Source organism: Sulfitobacter sp. SK025, from assembly GCF_003352105.1.
GTDB classification, from domain to species: domain Bacteria; phylum Pseudomonadota; class Alphaproteobacteria; order Rhodobacterales; family Rhodobacteraceae; genus Sulfitobacter; species Sulfitobacter pontiacus.
This window is the reverse complement of the sequence record NZ_CP025808.1, coordinates 2904411-2923857: the sequence shown is the minus strand read 5'-3', so window position 1 is coordinate 2923857 and position 19447 is coordinate 2904411. Positions and strand designations below refer to the sequence as shown.

At 56.1% G+C, this 19447-nt stretch carries 22 protein-coding genes; 11 read left to right on the top strand and 11 right to left on the bottom strand.

Annotation, left to right across the window (positions count from 1 at the left end; all coding sequences use genetic code 11):
• Nucleotides 1-122: 122 nt before the first annotated feature.
• Genes C1J04_RS14305 through C1J04_RS14280 form a run of 6 tightly spaced genes read right to left on the bottom strand, consistent with a single transcriptional unit; the run spans nt 123 to nt 5194 of the window.
• Entirely contained in the window at nt 123-725 is a 603-nt protein-coding gene (locus tag C1J04_RS14305; RefSeq protein WP_114865388.1) for a plasmid pRiA4b ORF-3 family protein, read from the bottom strand.
• The gene (gene tnpC / locus C1J04_RS14300; protein WP_114865387.1) at nt 722-2362 is read right to left on the bottom strand and encodes an IS66 family transposase; all 1641 of its coding nucleotides are present in this window, start codon (nt 2360-2362) and stop codon (nt 722-724) included. The genes C1J04_RS14305 and tnpC overlap by 4 nt, the downstream gene beginning before the upstream one ends.
• Nucleotides 2363-2421: 59 nt before the next feature.
• Nucleotides 2422-2772 (bottom strand): IS66 family insertion sequence element accessory protein TnpB, encoded by a 351-nt coding sequence (gene tnpB, locus C1J04_RS14295; RefSeq protein WP_072630505.1) that lies wholly within the window; start codon nt 2770-2772, stop codon nt 2422-2424.
• Nucleotides 2769-3164 carry an IS66-like element accessory protein TnpA gene (gene tnpA, locus C1J04_RS14290; RefSeq protein ID WP_114865386.1) on the bottom strand — a complete coding sequence of 132 codons (396 nt, stop codon included), beginning with the start codon at nt 3162-3164 and terminating at the stop codon, nt 2769-2771. Before tnpA ends, tnpB begins: the two co-directional genes overlap by 4 nt.
• On the bottom strand, nt 3115-3459 hold the full coding sequence (locus C1J04_RS14285; RefSeq protein WP_254693842.1) for an META domain-containing protein: 345 nt from the start codon (nt 3457-3459) through the stop codon (nt 3115-3117). Before C1J04_RS14285 ends, tnpA begins: the two co-directional genes overlap by 50 nt.
• Nucleotides 3460-3508: 49 nt before the next feature.
• A complete protein-coding gene (locus C1J04_RS14280) occupies nt 3509-5194 on the bottom strand; it encodes an acyl-CoA dehydrogenase family protein (RefSeq protein WP_009825330.1) in 1686 nt (561 codons plus the stop codon).
• A gap of 146 nt (nt 5195-5340) precedes the next feature.
• Between C1J04_RS14280 and C1J04_RS14275 the strand changes: the two genes are divergently transcribed.
• Nucleotides 5341-6108 (top strand): sulfite exporter TauE/SafE family protein, encoded by a 768-nt coding sequence (locus C1J04_RS14275; RefSeq protein WP_009825329.1) that lies wholly within the window; start codon nt 5341-5343, stop codon nt 6106-6108.
• Nucleotides 6109-6111: 3 nt separating this feature from the next.
• Here C1J04_RS14275 and C1J04_RS14270 read toward each other — a convergent pair whose 3' ends face one another.
• The gene (locus tag C1J04_RS14270; RefSeq protein WP_009825328.1) at nt 6112-6471 is read right to left on the bottom strand and encodes a helix-turn-helix domain-containing protein; all 360 of its coding nucleotides are present in this window, start codon (nt 6469-6471) and stop codon (nt 6112-6114) included.
• A 151-nt stretch (nt 6472-6622) separates the two neighbouring features.
• On the opposite strand from C1J04_RS14270, the gene C1J04_RS14265 reads away from it, so the two are divergent.
• Entirely contained in the window at nt 6623-7522 is a 900-nt protein-coding gene (locus tag C1J04_RS14265) for a helix-turn-helix domain-containing protein (protein WP_005849923.1), read from the top strand.
• Between the two features lie 78 nt (nt 7523-7600).
• Nucleotides 7601-8317 (top strand): hypothetical protein, encoded by a 717-nt coding sequence (locus C1J04_RS14260; RefSeq protein ID WP_005849921.1) that lies wholly within the window; start codon nt 7601-7603, stop codon nt 8315-8317.
• Nucleotides 8318-8364: 47 nt separating this feature from the next.
• Here C1J04_RS14260 and C1J04_RS14255 read toward each other — a convergent pair whose 3' ends face one another.
• Entirely contained in the window at nt 8365-9963 is a 1599-nt protein-coding gene (locus tag C1J04_RS14255) for a phosphoenolpyruvate carboxykinase (protein ID WP_005849919.1), read from the bottom strand.
• A gap of 364 nt (nt 9964-10327) precedes the next feature.
• Between C1J04_RS14255 and C1J04_RS14250 the strand changes: the two genes are divergently transcribed.
• Genes C1J04_RS14250 through C1J04_RS14220 form a run of 7 tightly spaced genes read left to right on the top strand, consistent with a single transcriptional unit; the run spans nt 10328 to nt 15692 of the window.
• Nucleotides 10328-11029 carry a response regulator transcription factor gene (locus tag C1J04_RS14250; protein ID WP_005849917.1) on the top strand — a complete coding sequence of 234 codons (702 nt, stop codon included), beginning with the start codon at nt 10328-10330 and terminating at the stop codon, nt 11027-11029.
• 41 nt (nt 11030-11070) lie between these two features.
• Nucleotides 11071-12750 (top strand): sensor histidine kinase, encoded by a 1680-nt coding sequence (locus C1J04_RS14245; protein ID WP_174226615.1) that lies wholly within the window; start codon nt 11071-11073, stop codon nt 12748-12750.
• Between the two features lie 7 nt (nt 12751-12757).
• A complete protein-coding gene (locus tag C1J04_RS14240; protein ID WP_009825324.1) occupies nt 12758-13186 on the top strand; it encodes an HPr kinase/phosphorylase in 429 nt (142 codons plus the stop codon).
• Nucleotides 13179-14072, top strand: coding sequence for an RNase adapter RapZ (gene rapZ, locus C1J04_RS14235; protein WP_009825323.1), 894 nt, complete (start codon nt 13179-13181; stop codon nt 14070-14072). Before C1J04_RS14240 ends, rapZ begins: the two co-directional genes overlap by 8 nt.
• On the top strand, nt 14069-14461 hold the full coding sequence (locus C1J04_RS14230; protein WP_009825322.1) for a PTS sugar transporter subunit IIA: 393 nt from the start codon (nt 14069-14071) through the stop codon (nt 14459-14461). Before rapZ ends, C1J04_RS14230 begins: the two co-directional genes overlap by 4 nt.
• Nucleotides 14462-14476: 15 nt before the next feature.
• A complete protein-coding gene (locus C1J04_RS14225; protein WP_005849908.1) occupies nt 14477-14746 on the top strand; it encodes an HPr family phosphocarrier protein in 270 nt (89 codons plus the stop codon).
• A 55-nt stretch (nt 14747-14801) separates the two neighbouring features.
• A complete protein-coding gene (locus C1J04_RS14220; RefSeq protein ID WP_009825321.1) occupies nt 14802-15692 on the top strand; it encodes a lysophospholipid acyltransferase family protein in 891 nt (296 codons plus the stop codon).
• Nucleotides 15693-15757: 65 nt separating this feature from the next.
• Here C1J04_RS14220 and C1J04_RS14215 read toward each other — a convergent pair whose 3' ends face one another.
• Nucleotides 15758-16633: a 3-hydroxybutyryl-CoA dehydrogenase gene (locus C1J04_RS14215; protein WP_005849905.1), complete on the bottom strand. Its 876-nt coding sequence runs from the start codon at nt 16631-16633 to the stop codon at nt 15758-15760.
• A gap of 158 nt (nt 16634-16791) precedes the next feature.
• Between C1J04_RS14215 and C1J04_RS14210 the strand changes: the two genes are divergently transcribed.
• Nucleotides 16792-17616 (top strand): DUF6473 family protein, encoded by an 825-nt coding sequence (locus C1J04_RS14210; protein WP_037953911.1) that lies wholly within the window; start codon nt 16792-16794, stop codon nt 17614-17616.
• Nucleotides 17617-17666: 50 nt separating this feature from the next.
• Here the strand turns inward: C1J04_RS14210 and C1J04_RS14205 are convergent, their stop codons facing one another.
• Together C1J04_RS14205 and C1J04_RS14200 are read right to left on the bottom strand one after the other, a co-directional pair.
• Nucleotides 17667-18593, bottom strand: coding sequence for an electron transfer flavoprotein subunit alpha/FixB family protein (locus C1J04_RS14205; protein WP_009825319.1), 927 nt, complete (start codon nt 18591-18593; stop codon nt 17667-17669).
• A complete protein-coding gene (locus C1J04_RS14200; RefSeq protein ID WP_009825318.1) occupies nt 18593-19351 on the bottom strand; it encodes an electron transfer flavoprotein subunit beta/FixA family protein in 759 nt (252 codons plus the stop codon). The genes C1J04_RS14205 and C1J04_RS14200 overlap by 1 nt, the downstream gene beginning before the upstream one ends.
• Nucleotides 19352-19447 lie beyond the last annotated feature (96 nt).

The window sequence follows — 19447 nt, the reverse complement described above, 5'->3', positions numbered from 1 at the left end:
TGTTGAGCGCGTCAATAACGATGTTTTCTTGGCTGAGATCAGGACATGCCTTTTTGGTGGAGGATATGAGCGTGAAAGAAAACCGTAAGCCTTCGGCGAAGGCCGTGGGCGCGCCGTATTGATCAGAGGGGTTTGGGTGCGGCTTTTGGTTTACGCGGCTTCGGTGCCCATTTTTTGGCAAGACGCTCGAAGCTATCGAGGATGCGGCCGATCTCTGCCTCATCCGGGTCGAACTGTCCCCCATACCATTCCAGCATCTGGCCGTGTTCTTCGTGCTTGGGGTCGGCGATGGCGTCCAGGAAGTCCGCGTAACCGGGGAAGCCGCCGACGTCTTCCGGCGGACAAGCCCCTATGGCCCTGACGAGGCGCGGATAGGTGGCGCCCGCGATAGAGCCATCGATTTTCTCGATCTTGATCACGTGGTGCCAGTTGTCGCCAAAGTCATAGATGTAATGGATGGTCTTGGTTCCCACATCTTCGATCACGTCAAGCAGGCTGGTTTTGCTGGCGGGCATCGGGCCATCGTAAAAACCATCTGGATCTGGCACGCCCCAGCCGCTGCCGCCGGCCCTGAACTCATACAGGTGACTGTCGGTCCATCCCATGGCAGCCTGGATCACATCATGCAGGCGGTTCAGCTTGATCTTGAGGGGCACATCAAAGCGTCGAAGCACCTGAGGCTCGACATCGGACAATGTGACCTTGATGCGCGCGACCAGCGTCATGCAGCAATCCTCTTCAATTCCATGGCGGCCTTCCAATTCCAGGGCAACAGCTCTGGCAAGCGAGACACAGGCATATCGGGCAGTCGCGCCAAGACGTCTGCCATCCATGCCTGCGGGTCAATGTCGTTCATTTTTGCCGTGACGATGAGGGTATACATGAAGGCTGCCCTGTCGCCACCGCGTTCAGACCCTGCAAAAAGCCATGACTTTCTGCCCAATGCGATCCCTCTGAGCGCCCGTTCGGCGGCATTGTTCGTGAGGCAGAGGCGCCCGTCATCAAGGAATGCGGTGAAGGCTTCCCAGCGACCTGTGCCCTCGAGCATGTAGTTGATCGCCTTGGCAACAGGGTTGTGCTTTGACATCCGAGCCCGCTCGGCCAGCATCCAATCATGCAGATCATTGACCATCGGCGCTACCCACTGCTGGCGAGCTTCATGACGCGCTGCATCTGACAGGCCGGTGATGTCACGCTCGGCCGCAAAGATCGCATCAATCCGCGTCACAGCGTCCAGCGCGATGGGCGAGATTTCTTTTGCTACTTTTTTACCCTTGCGGGCTATGGCCTTGATGTCGGCCAGTTCAAAGAACTTGCGTCTTGCGTGGCTCCAACACAGCGCACTACGGACTGGGCCCGGACTACGATCTGCGAGATACAAATCATTGTAGCCGCCATACACGTCCGACTGAAGAACACCGTGCCATTCGGCCAGATGCCGTGTCGGGTGTTCTTTCCGGCGATCTGTTGAGAAGTGGAAGAGTGCGGCAGGTGGCGCACCCCCATCCCAGGGTCGATCGTCGCGCACATAGGTCCACAGTCGCGCCGTCTTTGCGCCACCACGCGCCAGTAGCGGCACGGTGGTATCGTCACCATGCAAACGGCCAGCATCCAGCACGTGGCGCGCGATTAACGCATGAATGGGGGTCAGCGCCACACAGGCATGGCCGATCAGATCAGCCAAGGTGGACAGGCTCAGATCAACTCCCTCCCGTGCAATGCGCTCGGATTGCCGGTTCAACGGTTGATGTTGTCCATACTTGTCGAAGGCGATCATCGCGATCAGTTGCGGCCCGGCCCAGCCGCGCGGAATGGCATGGAACGGGGCCGGCGGTTGGCTGATCTTCTCGCAAGCTCGGCAAGTGAACTTCTCGCGGACCGTCTGGATCACCTTCCACTGGCGGGGGATCACCTCCAGCGTCTCGGTGACATCTTCACCCATCTTTACGATCCGGTCCGAGCCACAGCAGGTGCAGGCGGCAGGTGCTTCGACGACAACCCGCTCGCGGGGCAAGTGATCGGGGAACGGTTTGCGCACGGGCTTGCGTCGCGTGAAGGCACGCACGGCGCTCGCCTTGTCCGCAGCCTGCTCAGCCGCCAGCGCATCCTCCGTTGCGGCCGCTTCCAATTCCTCAAGCTGCAATTCCAGCTGATCAATCAGCCGCGTGCGACGCTCGGAGGAAATGCCGTATTTGTCGCGCCGCAGCTTGGCGATCTCCAACTTTAATTCTTGGATCATTGCGTCCGTGCAGGAGGCCAAGGCGCGGGCCTGCGCCAATTCGGCTTCCGCAGCCTGCGCTCGGGCGGTCTGCGCGGCAAGTGCAGTGCTTAATCTGGCGATTTCGGAAGCGGCGTCGGACATGGCAAATATTTACCACAGAAGCTGTTAAACGCCAATAAAAACAGGCGTTTCAGCACAAATTATCCAGCCGCTTTGGGTCTTTGTGTCCAGCGTGGATTACGCCAATCGATCCCCTCAAGAAGATAGCCCAACTGCGCCGCAGATATAGCAACAGCCGTCCCGTCTTGGCTCACCGGCCAGATGAACTTCCCCGCTTCAAGACGCTTCAAATATAACGACATGCCCACCCCGTCATGCCAGAGCAGCTTCACCAGGTCACCCTTGCGGCCTCGAAAGCAAAATATCTCACCCGCATGCGGATCACGCCCAAGCCCCTGTTGCACTGTCAGCGCCAAAGTGTTCATGCCTCGGCGCATATCCGTCACACCGCCTGCAATCCACACCTTCGTTCCAGCCGGAAACGCGATCATGACCGCACCATCAAGCCGTTGAGCAGATGCGCAGCAGCTTCCATGTCAAAACCTGACGGGATCGCCACACGACACCGCGGGCCAAGATCAATAGTCATGACAGGAACTTGTGGCGCTGGCGCAGTGTCAGAGCCATCAGAAGCATCTTCGATCTTCATAACCCGCAAAAATTGCGGGCCAGAACCAAGCAATCCATTCTTATGGCGATAACGCCAATCGTAAAGCTGAGACCGCGAAACATCATGGCGTCGTGCAACCTCAGCCACTGTCACGCCGTCGCCAAAGCTTTCCTCAACGATCCGGACTTTCTCGTCATCCGTCCAGCGGCGGCGACGGCCGGTATCAGAGACCGACAAAACTTGAATGCGGGGGGTGTCTTCGTGTGCGTCCATAAGGACACTCGATAAACGATCTCACAGCCCAGCAGCCAGACGGCCCTCGGCGGAGGTTTACAGAAAACCAGGGGTAGGGCAGCTTGTTCGTGCCGGACATCCGATTGCAGGGGCCTTGAACGGTAACCTGTTCTTTTTCTGGAAAGGACAGCTGTGTGTTTGTTGAGAACGGGACCCCGTTTAGTTCTTGCAAGCGCCATAGGCGATCGGCGGCCCCATATGCGCGCAGAGTTTCGTCCTGACTGCACTGCGTTGTCAGGGCTATGGCCAGAAAGAGGGAGGTCAGCTTGATCATGGGGTCCGGATAGGCAGCCCGACGATTCACGCGTCAGGCTGCCCGAACTTCATCCGAGCAAACGGCGCGAGATGACCTGCGCCTGAATCTCTGCCGCGCCTTCGAAAATGTTGAGGATACGTGCGTCACATAGGACACGGCTGATTTTGTATTCGAGCGCAAAACCGTTGCCGCCATGGATCTGCAAGCCATTGTCAGCCGCGGCCCAAGCGACCCGTGCGCCGAGCAGTTTGGCCATGCCCGCTTCGACATCACAGCGCCGACCTTCGTCTTTTTCAAACGCCGAGAAATAGGTGAGCTGGCGGGCGATCATGATTTCGACCGCCATCATCGCCAGTTTGGACGACACGCGAGGGAAGTTGATGAGAGACTTGCCGAACTGCTTGCGATCAATCGCGTATTGCATCGAGATGTCGAGCGCGGATTGCGCGACCCCGATGGCACGCGCGGCTGTCTGGATGCGCGCGCTTTCAAAGGTTTCCATCAACTGTTTGAAACCTTTGCCCTCTTCGCCGCCCAACAGGTTTTCACCTTTGACGTGGAAGCCGTCGAAACCGAGCTCGTATTCCTTCATGCCGCGATAGCCGAGCACTTCGATCTCGCCGCCGGTCATGCCTTCGGAAGGGAAAGGATTCGCGTCGTTACCCGGCGTTTTCTCGGCCAAGAACATCGACAGGCCCTTGTAGTTCGACGTCTGCGGATCCGTGCGCGCCAGCAGTGTCATCACATGGGTCCGGGCCGCGTGCGTGATCCAGGTTTTATTGCCAGTTATCTTATAATCGTTGCCATCTTTCACCGCGCGCGTGCGCAAAGAACCAAGGTCAGAACCGGTGTTCGGTTCCGTGAAGACGGCTGTGGGCAAGGTCTCGGCGCTGGCGATCCGCGGGAGCCATTTTTCTTTTTGGGCGTCCGTCCCGCCGGCGATGATCAGTTCGGCTGCGATTTCAGACCGCGTGCCGAGCGAGCCCACGCCGATATAGCCGCGCGACAGCTCTTCCGAGACGACGCACATAGAGGCTTTGGACAGCCCAAAGCCACCGAATTCTTCGGGGATCGTCAGGCCGAAAACGCCCATTTCTGCCAATTCATTGATGACCTCAATCGGGATCAGCTCGTCCTTCAGGTGCCATTCGTGGGCAAATGGTTCCACTTTTTCAACAGCGTAACGACGGAACTGTTCGCGGATCATCTCCAGCTCTTCGTCAAGGCCAGACCGCCCGACGGTGATGTTGGCGCTTTGCTCTTGCATGAGTTCGACAAGGCGCGTGCGTGCGGCCTGCGAATTGCCTCGTTGCTGCAGTGTCGTGATGTCGGCATTGGAAAACGCGTTCTGATCCTCGGTAGGGACGCCAAGATCGTGCAAGCGCAGAATTTCCCCTTGGTTCATCTGAATGCCGCCGGAAATCTGACACAGGTATTCGCCGAATGCGATTTGATGGATCAACTGTTCTGTTTCGGAAAACGTGCCATCTGCGTCGAGCTTCTCTGCCCATAGCTGCATCTGGTGAAGCGATTGGGCGTAGGTTGCAAGCCACGCAAGACCATGCGCGGAGGTTTGGTTTTCTTCGACCAGTGTATTCGACACTTTCCCGTCTTGAGAAACGGTCGCACGAACCGCAGACTTAGCGGCTTCTAAAAGGCGGTCTACCGGGGCCAGCGTTGATCTGGTGGTTGCGAGCAGGTCGTCGATCACGATGTTCGCGCCAGAAATCACGTCTTGTCCATCATGTGCCATCTGTAAGCTCCCTTGTTTGGTTAAGCACGGCATACCCTTTTCGCAGGTGCAGCACAATAAAGATACGTTTCGCTGCGTCAATTTGGTTTAAAATTACGCTGAGGATTTCGCGTGCGCTCCGCCGCAATCTTGGTATGACGTGCGGTATGGACATGTTTTTCAGTTTGTTGACGCCGTCAGAATGGGCGTTCGCCTTTGGAATTGGCCTTGTGGCGGGATTCATTAAGGGCGTCGTGGGGTTCGCGATGCCGCTGGTGCTGATTTCAGGGCTGACGATGTTCTTGTCACCTGAGCTTGCCCTTGCCGGGCTGATCTTCCCGACCGTAATTACCAATATGTTTCAGGCACTACGGCAGGGGGTGGCCGCGGCTTGGGACTCCATCAAAATGTTTAAGGTTTTTCTGATCGCGGGCGGCATAGCGCTTAGCTTGTCAGCGCAGACCGTGCGTTTTCTCGCCGCCGATACGATGCTGCTGGTGATTGGTGTTCCGATCACATTGTTCGCGCTGTGGCAGGTGACGGGGCGTAGCTTCACCCTGTCGCACCGATCTACAAAACTAGAAGCATTTATAGGTGCCTTCGCTGGGGCGGTCGGTGGCGTATCGGCCGTTTGGGGGCCGCCTACCGTCGCCTACCTCACCGCATTGGGCACGCCCAAGCACGACCAAATGCGGGTTCAGGGTGTCATCTACGGACTCGGCGCGGTGCTATTGTTGTTTTCACACTTAGGATCTGGCGTGCTGCGCGCTGAAACCGTCCCCTTTTCCGCCGTCATGATCTTGCCGTCGCTCACCGGTATGTGGCTTGGCAGCAAAGTCATGGATAAGATTGACCAAGCGTCCTTTAAGAAAGCGACGCTGGTCATCCTATTGATTGCAGGCGCAAACTTGGTGCGCCGAGGCGTGTTTGGTTAAGGCTTAGCCCTGACGCGCGACCGTTAGCCCAGACACATCTTCGATAAACGTCACAATACGCGTCTTGAGCGCGTCATCGTTTATTGCGGCCAAGGCGTTGACAATCTCGATGCTCGGGTCGGCTTTGGGCGCATCATTCGTGTTGTCATGCAGACCTTCAAAGAAATATGCGGGCGTTACGTCTAAAATCTGGGACAGTTCAAACAGGCGGCTTGCCGCGACCCGGTTTGACCCGATTTCGTATTTCTGGATTTGCTGGAACGACAGGTTTAACCGCTTGGCCACATCAGTTTGGGAAAGCCGACGCAGCGTACGGATCTGTTTAAGTTTTTTGCCGACGTGGATGTCCACTGGATGCGACATATTAATTACCTCCGGTTGTTGTTGAATTAGTCATCCCCAAATCACTCTTTCCGTTCAATTGGATAGATTTATTCAATTTGTGGTTACAAAGTGGCCAAAGGTGTATTATGAATAATGCCTTAATGTATGATTAATTTACCATTGGTGACGAATGAACACTGTCGACAGCCCAAAGCCAGTTGATTTTGACGCGGACCGAATTCCGCCGTTACTATATGAAATGGTTAGATCTTTTACCGTCCTCGCGGATACGTTGAACCTTAGTCAAGCTGTGCGCTTGTTGGGAAGTACGCGGCAGACGGTTCGGCGTCATATCGCCCAAATTGAGGAGTTCTTGGGGGCTCCTATGTTTGAGGTTGATGAGCGCCGGTACAAATTAACACAGCGTGGTGAAGAAGCATTGCCAGAAGCGCGTGAGTTTCTTGCGCGGGGCAAGGTCTGGATCAAGGGCAACACGCGGAGCACGGGTGGGCTTTTACGGTTGTCCCACGAAACACCCAACGGATGGAATTTTTATCAACAGCAACGGCCACTTACCCAGATTTGGGACGGTGAATCTGAAATGATCAAGGAGGCATTCTCGGCCTGGGTGCAGAGCGAGGGCCGGTTGGAACATGAGAATTTTCAACAAATTCGCCCCTATGTCCTAGTGTATCGCGACTCACCCAGTGGTTGGATCTGTATCGAAGTCGGACAAGAATCATTCTACACAAGTTGGTGGGGTTGGGAAAATGCGCGCAGCAGTATTGGCCGCCCTCTCGGCAATTTTCCGGGCGGTCCCGAGTTTGAGGCGATGCTGGATTTCCCCTTTCGGGAGGTTCAGGCGAATGGCGGGGTCCGCCTTGACGAGGTTGTGACACAAATGCCGAGGAACACGGCAGGCGGCGAGCTTATCCCATTGGCCTATAAACGACTTTTGATGGCGAGCCGTTTCCCTGACGGAAGCTTTGCTTTGATATCCGCGGTAGATAGATCACGTCACGTCACCATCTCTGGGTTGGATCAAGACGCGATGGTTGGCATGCCCGAGGATGCAATCGTCGGCTTCTAGCCGGTTACCGAAAAATCGAAGAAAATTCCCGATAAATAAGCTACCCTTTGATCAGCTTGCATCAAAGGAGAGTTCAGTATGACGTTGTTGAGTTTTCAAGACGGCGAACGGTTTATCGCCAGCAGTTCCGCACTTTTGCATGAGGCCGGGATCACATTAACGGTCGGTTATGATTTTGCTGAGTATAAGACGATATTGCAGGACGCGCGTCCGGATCACTTGCTAGGGCTGCCGTTCGACCCTGAAACGCACGACCTGAACGAAACCAATGCCTTTTGGATTGTCGGCCGAAATGCCAAAGGCGATGTTATGCATACGCAGGCAATGCGTATGCTGGATTTGAAAGGAGCCAAGCTAGCCGAATATCTTCGTCGGTCATTTGTCGAGTTTCCGCCGCCCGGCGTTGACATCGATTTTCTCCGATCACGGTATCGCGCGGGGCCGGGTGCGCAGCGCATCGCTGGCGACGTGTGCTATCATGGGGAGTTCTGGGTGGGCACAACGCCGCGAGAGTTCAGAAACGCAGGTCTATCTTCTGTGCTGGGGCGCTATGCATTCTGGCAGGCGATGCAGCATTGGGATCCTGACCATGTCATCGCGTTTATGACCAACTCGGTTGTGTATAAGGGCTTTCCAGCGCGGCATGGCTATATGCACACAGAGCCAGGCACGTTGCGGTGGTTCATCAACGGAATGGATGCGCCGGTCGAAGGGTTCATGGCCTATATGGGCCGCGATGATTTGCGCTTTATTCTGGATATGCCGCTCTCGGACCGAGCTTCGAAAGCAGCATAGTCTGCGCATGGAAAAAGAGCCGCGCATTGGCGCGGCTCTGGTAAGCTTTAGCCGATGGCGGCGGCTTTTACGTCGTCATCAATATAAGGGAGGTATTGTTCGAAGTTTTCTGCAAACATCTTGACCAGCTTGTCAGCCTGACGATCGTAGGATTCAGGGTTGTCCCATGTCCGGCGTGGATCCAGCAGGATGTCAGCAACACCCGTAACCGCCACGGGAACGTCAAAGCCAAAGTTTGGATCTTTGCGGTACTCTACCCCGGCGAGCGACCCTTCCAGGGCCGCGGTCAGCAACGCGCGCGTTGCTTTGATCGGCATGCGGCTGCCTGTGCCATAAGCGCCCCCAGTCCAGCCGGTGTTTACCAGCCAGCAGGTTGCGCCATGCGCCGCGATCTTCTCGCGGAGAAGGTTCCCGTAGACTTCGGGGCGACGCGGCATGAAGGGCGCACCAAAGCAGGTCGAGAATGTAGGCTCGGGTTCAGTCACGCCACGTTCGGTACCGGCAACCTTGGAGGTGAAGCCAGACAGGAAGTGGTACATGGCCTGCGCCGGGGTCAAGCGCGCGATAGGGGGAAGAACGCCGAACGCATCACAGGTTAGCATGATGATATTCTTGGGGTGCCCACCCGTCGCTTTCGCCGAGGCGTTAGAAATGTAGTGAAGCGGGTAAGCGCAACGCATGTTGGCGGTGAGGCTATCATCGTCGAAATCAAGTTCTTTGGTGTCTTCATCAAAGATCATGTTCTCGATCACGGTGCCGAATTTTTCGGTAGTCGCGTAAATCTCGGGCTCTGCCTCTCGGCTGAGATTGATCGTCTTGGCGTAGCAGCCACCTTCGAAATTGAATGTCCCGTTATCCGACCAGCCGTGTTCATCGTCACCAATCAACGTGCGGCCCGGGTCGGCGGATAGCGTGGTCTTTCCTGTGCCTGACAGTCCGAAGAATACAGCGGTATCAACGGGATTGCCGGTAGCATGGTTGGCCGAGCAGTGCATCGGCATGATCCCTTTTTCCGGCAACAGGTAGTTCAACAGGGTGAATACAGATTTCTTGTTCTCACCTGCGTATTCTGTGCCGCCGATCAAGATCATCTTCTTGTCGAAGTTCATCGCAATGACGGTTTCCGAGCGGCAGTCGTGTTTGGCCGGATCAGCCGAAAAGCTCGGGCAGTTGATTACGGTGAAGTCCGCGATGAAATCATCCAGCGCGTCGCGCTCGGGGCGGCGCAGCATGTGGCGAATGAACAGACCGTGCCAAGCCAGCTCGGTCACCATACGCACGTTGATCGCGTGTTTCGGATCGGCCCCACCGACCAGATCCTGGACGAAGTAGTCACGCCCCTGCATATGCGCCAACATGTCCTTGTGAAGCGCATCAAAGCCTTCAGGCGACATCTCGGCGTTGTTTTCCCACCAGATTTTATCCGCAACGCTGTCGGTTTTTACGACATGTTTATCCTTGGGGGAGCGTCCGGTGAATTTGCCCGTCGTCACAAGAAACGCGCCGCCCTTGCCTAACGTGCCTTCTTCCCGTTTCAGCGCGGCTTCGACCAGCGCGGGTTCGATCATGTTGTAATAGACATCACCAAGCCCGCTTATGCCTTGGTCTTCGAGGCGGAATTGCGGATTTACGCGGCCTAACGTCATGTGATGTCTCCTGTAGCTGCACCGAGAAAAGGTGCCAATTCTTGCACAAATGGCTCGACCCAAGGGGTCGTGTCCGCCTCTTAGCACGTTGATTTACAGTATGAACAGGTAGGTTAGTCGCAGTTAGCGCCACCATGTAACTGTTTGCGGAAACTGTCCTTAATTGAACGTAAAGTCCTATGGGGTAACGTGGCGTCTGCACCCTATATGTGCGGCAATTTAGCCATTCATTAGCAAATTGTGGCGTGATTATGGCCAAGATGAGGAGCGATTCGCAGTTTCCGATTGATTCGGCCGCGTAAATTGATGATCAATGAAAGAAAAAATATTATGGCAGTTGAGCAGCATATAAAAGGAACAGGCAATGTCTAAAATTGCATTGGTGGATGACGACAGGAATATCCTGACGTCGGTTTCAATGACGTTGGAAGCCGAAGGTTTCGAAGTCGAGACATATAATGACGGGCAAGCCGCGTTGGATGCGTTCAACAAAAAGCTGCCCGACATGGCGGTGTTGGACATCAAGATGCCTCGCATGGATGGCATGGATTTGCTGCAAAGGCTTCGCCAGAAAACCGCGATGCCCGTGATCTTTCTGACATCCAAAGATGACGAGATTGACGAGGTGCTCGGCCTGCGGATGGGGGCTGACGACTACGTGAAAAAACCCTTTAGTCAGCGGCTTTTGGTTGAACGTATCCGTGCGCTGTTGCGCCGTCAGGATGCCGTGGAAACCAACGAGGTCGGCGACACCGAAGAAACCAAAGTGATCGAACGTGGTGATTTGCGCATGGATCCATTGCGCCACGCGGTAAGCTGGAAAGGTAAGGACGTATCCCTGACGGTGACAGAATTCCTGTTGCTGCAAGCGCTTGCACAGCGCCCCGGCTTTGTGAAGTCACGTGACCAGTTGATGGACGTGGCATATGATGATCAAGTTTACGTCGACGACCGTACAATCGATAGTCATATCAAACGGTTGCGCAAAAAAATGCGGACTGCGGATGACGAGTTTTCCGCGATCGAAACACTCTATGGCATCGGCTACAGATACAACGAAGAGTGACCTGAGCCATGGCCATTGTCGAAAGGAATTTTGTGCGAGACATGACCACACCTTATCGGGACGGTGATGTTGTATTGGGCGACGATTGGGTCGCTCCGGACAAAACCGCGACAGATGAACTGCGCAGCAAACGCGCGCGGCGGGGGCTATTCTCTCTGCGTGCGTCGCCGCTGACGCGCAAGATCATCACATTTAACTTGATTGCGTTGAATGTTTTGGCCGCCGGTATTCTTTATCTTAACTCTTCTCGCGATAGTCTGGCCGTGCAGCGTGGTGCGTCACTGGTTTCGGAAGCTGAACTGATCGCTGATGTCTTCGAGGCGCAGTTGGCAACGGCGGGTGCGCCTGACAGCCTGAGCGAGGCGATGGATGTGGATGCAAGCCTTGGCCGGCTTGATTTGCGCAGCGGGATCGAGGTGTTTGTATTCGATTCCACCGAAAGCCTTGTTGCGCAGAACGCGGGTGCTGCCGCGCGAAATAACGTCGGTGCCGAAGATGACACGGCGCTGATTTCCGATGGGTTGAGCTGGCTTTGGGGGCTGCTCTCCCGACCCTTCGAAACCGACGCCACGGCTGATCCTGCTCCGTTGGCGGAACAGTTGCAGCCGTTGGTTTCGGGTGCATTGGTTGGCGGGACCAAGGTGCGGAACGATCTTGTCGGCACTGGTGGCACGCTTTTCTCTGTTGCTACGCCGATTGTGCAGAACGGATTGCCAGTCGGGGTTGTCGCCGTCACCTCGGCTGCGGGTGAAATTGACAAACTGGTTCGCGGCGAACGGGAGAGGGTGCTCCAGATGTTCGTGATCGCGACGCTGGTTTCGATCGGGTTGAGCCTCGTGCTGGCGTCGACCATCGCAAATCCGTTGTCCGATCTTGCTGCCGCGGCAGAGCTTGGGCGTGATAAAGATGCGCGAAAGATGAACCCGGGCCGCATTCGTATCCCTGATTTGACGGCGCGTCCTGATGAAATAGGGCGCTTGTCGGGCGCACTGCGCGGGATGGTTTCCGCATTATACAACCGCATTGACGGAAACGAACAGTTTGCCGCCGATGTCGCGCATGAGATCAAGAACCCGCTTGCTTCGCTCCGTTCTGCGGTAGGCACGCTGCGCCTGATCAAGCGTGAGGACCAGCGCGAAAAACTGCTTGATGTCATCGACCATGACGTTCGCCGGTTGGATCGTCTGGTTAGTGATATTTCGAATGCGTCCCGTCTGGACAGCGAATTGGTCAAGGAAGAGGAAGAGCCGTTTGATCTGCTGATGATGATCAGCAATCTGGGTCAGTATCTTGGCGAAGATGCGCGTAAACGTGGCATCGATTTTATCACCGATCTGCCCGAACAGCCGATCATCGTGCACGGGTTGGAAGCACGTTTGGCACAGGTTTTTGTGAATCTGATCAGCAATGCCGTCTCGTTCTGCGAAGACGGCGATGCCATTCGGGTCTGGGCACGCAAACGTGAAAATCGCGTTCTTGTAGTCGTCGAAGACACGGGGCCCGGCATTCCAGAGCAAGCTCTGTCGAAGATCTTTAAGCGTTTTTATTCGCAGCGCCCGGAAGAGCATTTTGGCAATAACTCCGGCCTCGGGCTGGCGATCTCTAAGCAGATTGTCGAAGCGCATGGCGGGGTGATCTGGGCAGAAAATATCCGGCCCACGGACGCCGATATCTCCTCTGATCCCCTTGGCGCGCGCTTTGTGGTCGGCCTGCCCACCTGAACCGGCCATGACCAAAAGCACGATCCACGCCACCACCGTCGCGATTGATGGGCGTGGCGTGATGATCAGGGGGGGCTCGGGTAAAGGCAAGTCCGCGCTGGCGCTGCAGATGATTGCGATGGGCGCCGAGCTGGTTGCCGATGACCGCACGGATTTGATCGTTCAGGATGCCCAGGTTATCGCGCACCCACCCGCCGCGATCAAAGGGTTGATCGAGGCGCGCGGCGTCGGCTTGCTGACCTTGAAACATCGCAGTGCGATACCGATCTTTCTTATCGTAGACCTTGACCAAGATGAGCCTAACCGCCTTCCCGAAATCACGTACCAAGACGTGATGGGCATCCAAATCCGATGCCTGAAAAGATGCGACGGGCCTCATTTTGCTGCCTCTGTTTACTTGATGGCAAAGATGATGAAATACACAGCAGATGACTGATGATGTAACACCCAACCGGCGCATGGTGCTGGTGACCGGCCCCGCGGGGGCAGGGCGATCTTCGACGCTTAATGTGTTGGAGGATGCAGGCTTTGAAGCGATCGACAATATTCCCATGCGGATGCTGCGCGCTTTGCTCGAAGCGCCGGGTCAACTGCGTCCGATGGCTCTTGGTGTTGATTTGCGGAACCGCGATTTTTCGACCGATCGCGTGATCGAACTGATGTCGGACATGCGGTCTCGTCCCGATGTAGATATTGAATTGCTATATCTGGATTGTGCGACCAACGTCCTGCTTCGGCGCTTCTCCGAAACACGCCGGCGCCATCCCATGGCGGCCACCGCTACGCCTGTCGAGGGGATCGTGCGCGAGAAAGAGCTGCTTGAACCGGTGCTGGCGCTGGCGGATGTCCTGATCGACACCTCCGAGCTGAATGTGCACCAGTTGCGTGCGGAAGTGGAGCGCTGGTTCGCGCTTGATGGGGAGCATCACCTCAGCGTATCCGTACAGTCTTTCTCGTATAAGCGCGGCTTGCCCCGCAGTGCGGATATGGTGTTTGACTGCCGGTTTTTGCGCAATCCCTATTGGGAACCCTCGCTGCGTGGTATGAACGGCACACAAAAAGAGGTCGCCGATTACGTGCATGCCGACCCGCTGTTCGAAAGCTTTGCCGCACAGGTAAACTCTCTGTGTCAATTGATCCTGCCAGCCTGCAAGACTGAAGGTAAATCGCATATCTCTCTTGCGTTTGGCTGCACAGGGGGGCAACACCGTTCCGTAACTTTGGCCGAACATCTGGCGTTCAAACTTTCGAACGACGGCTGGCAGGTGTCCATCAGACACCGCGAACTGGATCGTAGTAAACGGGAAGAGACATCGCGTTGATTGGTATTGTGATTGTTGCACACGGCGGATTGGCCAAAGAATATTTGGCTGCGATCGAACATGTTGTTGGGTCGCAAAACGGCGTGCGCGCTATTGCGATCCATGCAGACCATGATCGTACCGAAAAGCAGCAGGAAATCTGCGAGGCAGCCGATGCCGTGGATACGGGCAATGGTGTTGTCGTCGTAACGGACCTTTTCGGTGGGTCCCCGTCGAACCTCAGTTTGCTTGCATGCCGTCCTGAAAACCGTCGGATCCTTTACGGCGCAAACCTGCCCATGTTGATCAAGCTGGCAAAGTCACGTGATCTAGAAGTGCCCGAGGCGGTGCGCGCGGCCCTGGCGGCCGGCAGAAAATATATTGATAGCCAGAATGTTAGTGCGGAATAGCAAGGCCCCTATTGTATGACCCAAGTCTCATTGAAAATCGTAAACGAAAAAGGCCTGCATGCCCGCGCCTCCGCCAAGCTGGTTGAGGTCGTCGAGGCTTTTGATGCGCGCGCCGAAGTCAGCAAGGACGGGATGTCCGCCTCTGGTGACAGCATTATGGGGCTGCTGATGCTCGCGGCGTCCAAAGGGTGTACGATTGATGTACAGACCTCCGGCCCGGATCAGGACGCATTGGCCGATGCGTTAACAGCCTTGGTGGCTGACAAGTTCGGCGAAGGCCAGTAACGGCGGTGTTTGCAATGCGGCCGGTGGTCACTGTGATGCGTAAAGGGTTAACCACATGACGGAGAATGTGCCAACCGGCCCTGCGCCCCTACTGAACGATGGTAGCGGCGAACCGGTGACCTTCACGAAGTATGACCGCCGAAGCCTGTCCTATGCCTCCACGTTTGATCATCCTGTCAAATCGGGGATCATCAGCGCAATCGAACTTTTCACCGGCAAGCTCAAGGTTCTGCGCCTGATCCGACAGTTCGAGAAACAGGGCGCGCCCACAGGGCAGGGGTTCTGGCGTGCGGCACTTGATACGATGGGGATCGACCTGACGACCCCGCAGGAACAGCTGAATCGCATTCCGAAAACGGGTCCAGTGGTCGTTGTTGCGAACCACCCGCACGGGATGGTCGATGGCATGATTTTCGCCGATCTGATCGGACGGGTACGCCCTGATTATCGGATTCTGACGCGCTCTTTGTTGACCTCTATCGACGAGGTCGCAGGCAGCTATATGATCCCCGTGCCGTTTCCCCATGACCCCGATGCGCAGCGCAAAGGTGTCGAAATGCGCGCCAAAGCGATGGCGCATCTGAAGGATGGCGGTGTTGTCGCGCTGTTCCCCTCTGGGGTCGTAGCGGCTTCGGATACCATGTTCGGCCCTGCCATAGAGGCGGAGTGGAACGTATTCACCGCGAAAATGATCCGGCGCTCGGGCGCGCAAGTGGTGCCAATGCGCTTTCCAGGGCAAAATAGCAGAGCCTATCAAATTGCGAATAAAATCTCGCCAATCTTGCGACAGGGGCTTCTGCTCCACGAGATTGTGCACGCCTGCGACAAGCCGCAGGGCCCGATCGTAGGTGCGCCGCTTTCGCCAGAGCAGATGGCCGCTCATGCGGACGATCCACGCGGCTTCATGGCGTGGCTACGGGCGCATACACTTGCGCTTAAAGACTAACGCTATCTTCCAAATGGGATAAATCCCGGGGGCGCGGGGGCTGGCCCCCGCTGTTTGCTGCAAATTTATCGCGTGGGAACAGGCACATCGCCGCGGTAGTCATAGAAACCCCGCTGAGATTTACGCCCCAGCCAGCCCGCTTCAACGTATTTTGTCAGCAGCGGACAGGGACGATATTTCGTATCGGCCAGCCCGTCATGCAACACGTTCATAATCGCCAGGCAGGTGTCTAGACCGATGAAATCTGCAAGCTCCAGCGGCCCCATCGGGTGGTTGGCCCCCAGCTTGAGTGAACTATCGATAGATTCGACAGAGCCCACACCTTCATAGAGTGTATAGACAGCCTCGTTGATCATCGGCATCAAGATACGATTTACGATAAATGCTGGGAAGTCTTCGGCAGAGGCCGCAGTTTTGCCCAGTTTATCAACGACGCCGCGGCAGGCCTCAAAAGTTTCCTTATCCGTCGCAATCCCGCGGATCAGCTCCACCAGCTGCATCACGGGCACCGGGTTCATGAAGTGGAACCCCATAAATTTTTCAGGGCGATCGGTTCGGCTGGCGAGCCGCGTAATCGAAATTGACGACGTGTTCGACGTCAGGATTGTGGTCGGTTTGAGGTGGGGGATCAGATCTTCAAAAATCGCTTGCTTGACGGTCTCGCGTTCGGTCGCCGCCTCGATCACCAGATCGCTTTGGCCCAACTCTGCAAGTGTTTGGGTTGTCACGATTCTTTTGAGCGTCGCGTCACGGTCTGCTTCGGTTACCTTACCGCGGCCAACCTGACGGTCGAGGTTGCCGGTAATGGTATCAACCGCCTTTTGCAGTGCTTCAGCGCTTACATCGTTCAACAGCACGTCGTAGCCCGCCAAAGCCATAACATGGGCGATGCCGTTGCCCATTTGGCCTGCGCCAACGATGCCGATTGTCTGGATATCCATGCGCTGTCCCCTTTTGTTTCGCCGCAGCATAAAGCGGGCGGGGTAGCAGCCGCAAGGGTCGGAATTCACGACAGCTTTTCTCAAATCCGAACATTAAGGAAATCGAAAATACTTAGGGCGATTCTGCGTCCGTAAAGCGGTGGAACAGGGTGAACGGTATGGGCGCTACGGAAGATGGCAGGCGGCGGTTGGACTACGCGTTGTGCCGCTATGGCACGTCGAAACTACTGTTTCGCGGACCTCTTCGGAGAACTTCCTCGCCTTATGTGGTTTTTGTTGGCGGCTCCCAGACGTTTGGCCGCTACGTCGAAACTCCGTTCCCTACGTTGGTAGAACTGTCTAGCGGGGTGCCTTGCATCAACTTCGGGTGCCAAAATGCGGGTCTGGATGTGTTTCTACATGATGCCGAAGTTATGAAAATTGCCGCCGGGGCGCATGTGACCGTGGTGCAAGTGTTGGGCGCACACAACATGTCGAATCGTTACTACTCAGTGCACCCTCGTCGAAACGACAGATTTATCGCACCGTCGAAACTGCTTTGCTCCATCTACCCCGAGGTTGATTTTGCGGAGTTTCATTTCACACGCCACCTATTGGAGGCGCTCAAGCAAGTCTCGCCCACTCGGTTCGCGATGGTGGTGCGTGAGCTTCAACAGGCTTGGATCGCTCGGATGACCCTGCTGCTTGGCCGAATGACGGGACCATGCGTGCTGCTTCACCTTAGTCCCGAAAAGCCCACGCGGGACATCGGCGCGCAGGCTCGTGCGGGGCCTCTGTTCGTGACCAAAGCTATGGTTGTCCAGGTGAGTCGTCTGGCGGCCGGGGTGGTATATGTGACACCGTCACACGCGGCCATGTCCGAGGGGACGGCGGGGATGGTGTTCCCTGCAGTAGAGAAGGAGCGGGCGTTACAGCTCCCCGGCGTTCGGGCACATCAAGAGATTGCGAAGGCGGTCGCGCAGAGGATTGAACACCTGAAATAGAAAAAGGCCCGCAGGTGACTGCGGGCCTTATCCATGAAAACCTTAAAGGCTTACAGTTTCTCGATCAGCTCGGGAACGGCTTCGAACAGATCTGCCACCAGACCATAGTCCGCGACCTGGAAGATCGGCGCTTCTTCGTCTTTGTTGATGGCGACGATGATCTTGCTGTCTTTCATGCCGGCCAAGTGCTGGATCGCACCGGAGATACCAACCGCCACATAAAGTTCGGGCGCGACAACCTTACCGGTCTGACCAACTTGCCAGTCGTTCGGCGCATAGCCCGAATCAACGGCAGCGCGCGAAGCGCCAACAGCAGCACCCAGCTTGTCAGCCAGCTTTTCGATCAAGGCGAAGTCTTCTTCGGAGCCAACGCCACGGCCGCCGGAAACAACCACGCCAGCCGATGTCAGCTCGGGGCGATCGCTTTCTGCAACGTGGTCTTCAACCCAGGAAGACAGGCCGGGATCGGCCGCAGCGGATACCGTCTCTACAGAGGCGGAGCCACCGTCGCCCGCGGCGTCAAACGTCGTGGTGCGGAAGGTGATAACCTTTTTCGGATCCGAGGATTTGACCGTCTGGATCGCGTTGCCCGCATAGATGGGACGTTCGAACGTGTCGGCGTCGATAACACCGGACACATCGGACAGCAACATGACGTCAAGCAACGCAGCAACACGTGGCATCACGTTTTTGGCGTCTGTGGTCGCTGGCGCGGTGATGTGATCGTAATCACCGGCGAGCGATACGATCAACGCCGCCGTGGATTCCGCGAGGCGGTGGCCAAGGGTCTCATCCTCGGCGACCAGAACTTTGGAAACACCGTTGATTTTCGCAGCCGCTTCGCCCGCCGCAGCGGCGGAACCACCAGCGCAGAGAACAGTAACATCGCCGAGCATCTTGGCCGCAGCAACGGCTTTGGATGTCGCGTCAAGTGCCAGTTCGCCATCAGTTACTTCTGCAAGGAGTAGAACAGCCATTACACAGCCCCCGCTTCTTTAAGTTTCGCAACCAGTTCATCGACCGACTCGACCTTGACGCCCGCAGCACGTTCTGCTGGCTCAGCCGTCTTGATGATTTCCAAACGGTTGGAAACCTCGACGCCATAATCGGCAGGTGTCTTTTCATCCAAAGGCTTTTTCTTTGCCTTCATGATGTTGGGTAGCGACGCATAGCGTGGTTCGTTCAGGCGAAGATCCACAGTCACGACTGTAGGCATGGAAACCTTAATAGTCTGCAAACCACCGTCGACTTCACGTGTCACAACAGCGCTGTCGCCATCGATGTCGACTTTGGAGGCGAAAGTCGCTTGCGACCACCCCAGCAGAGCGGACAGCATCTGACCCGTGGCGTTCATGTCGTTGTCGATCGCCTGCTTACCGCAAAGAACAAGGTCGGGCTTCTCTTCTTCGACGACGCCTTTCAGAATTTTGGCAACGGTCAAAGGCTCGATATCGTTGTGCACATCGTCGGCCGCCACGATCAGAATCGCGCGGTCCGCGCCCATTGCCAGCGCTGTGCGCAGTGTTTCCTGCGCCTGTTTTACGCCGATAGAGACGACCACAACTTCTTCGACCTGGCCGGCCTCTTTCATGCGGATCGCTTGTTCGACGGAAATCTCGTCAAACGGGTTCATCGACATCTTTACGTTGGCAAGATCAACACCCGTGCCGTCCGCTTTGACGCGTACTTTCACGTTGTAGTCGATCACGCGCTTTACAGGTACCAGTACCTTCATGAGCGTTCTCTCTCCTCAGTTGACGATCCGGGCCGGTTCGGCCCCGATCATGTGAACTCTTCGTCGGTGTAACGAAGCAATCGAATGCAAAACAGT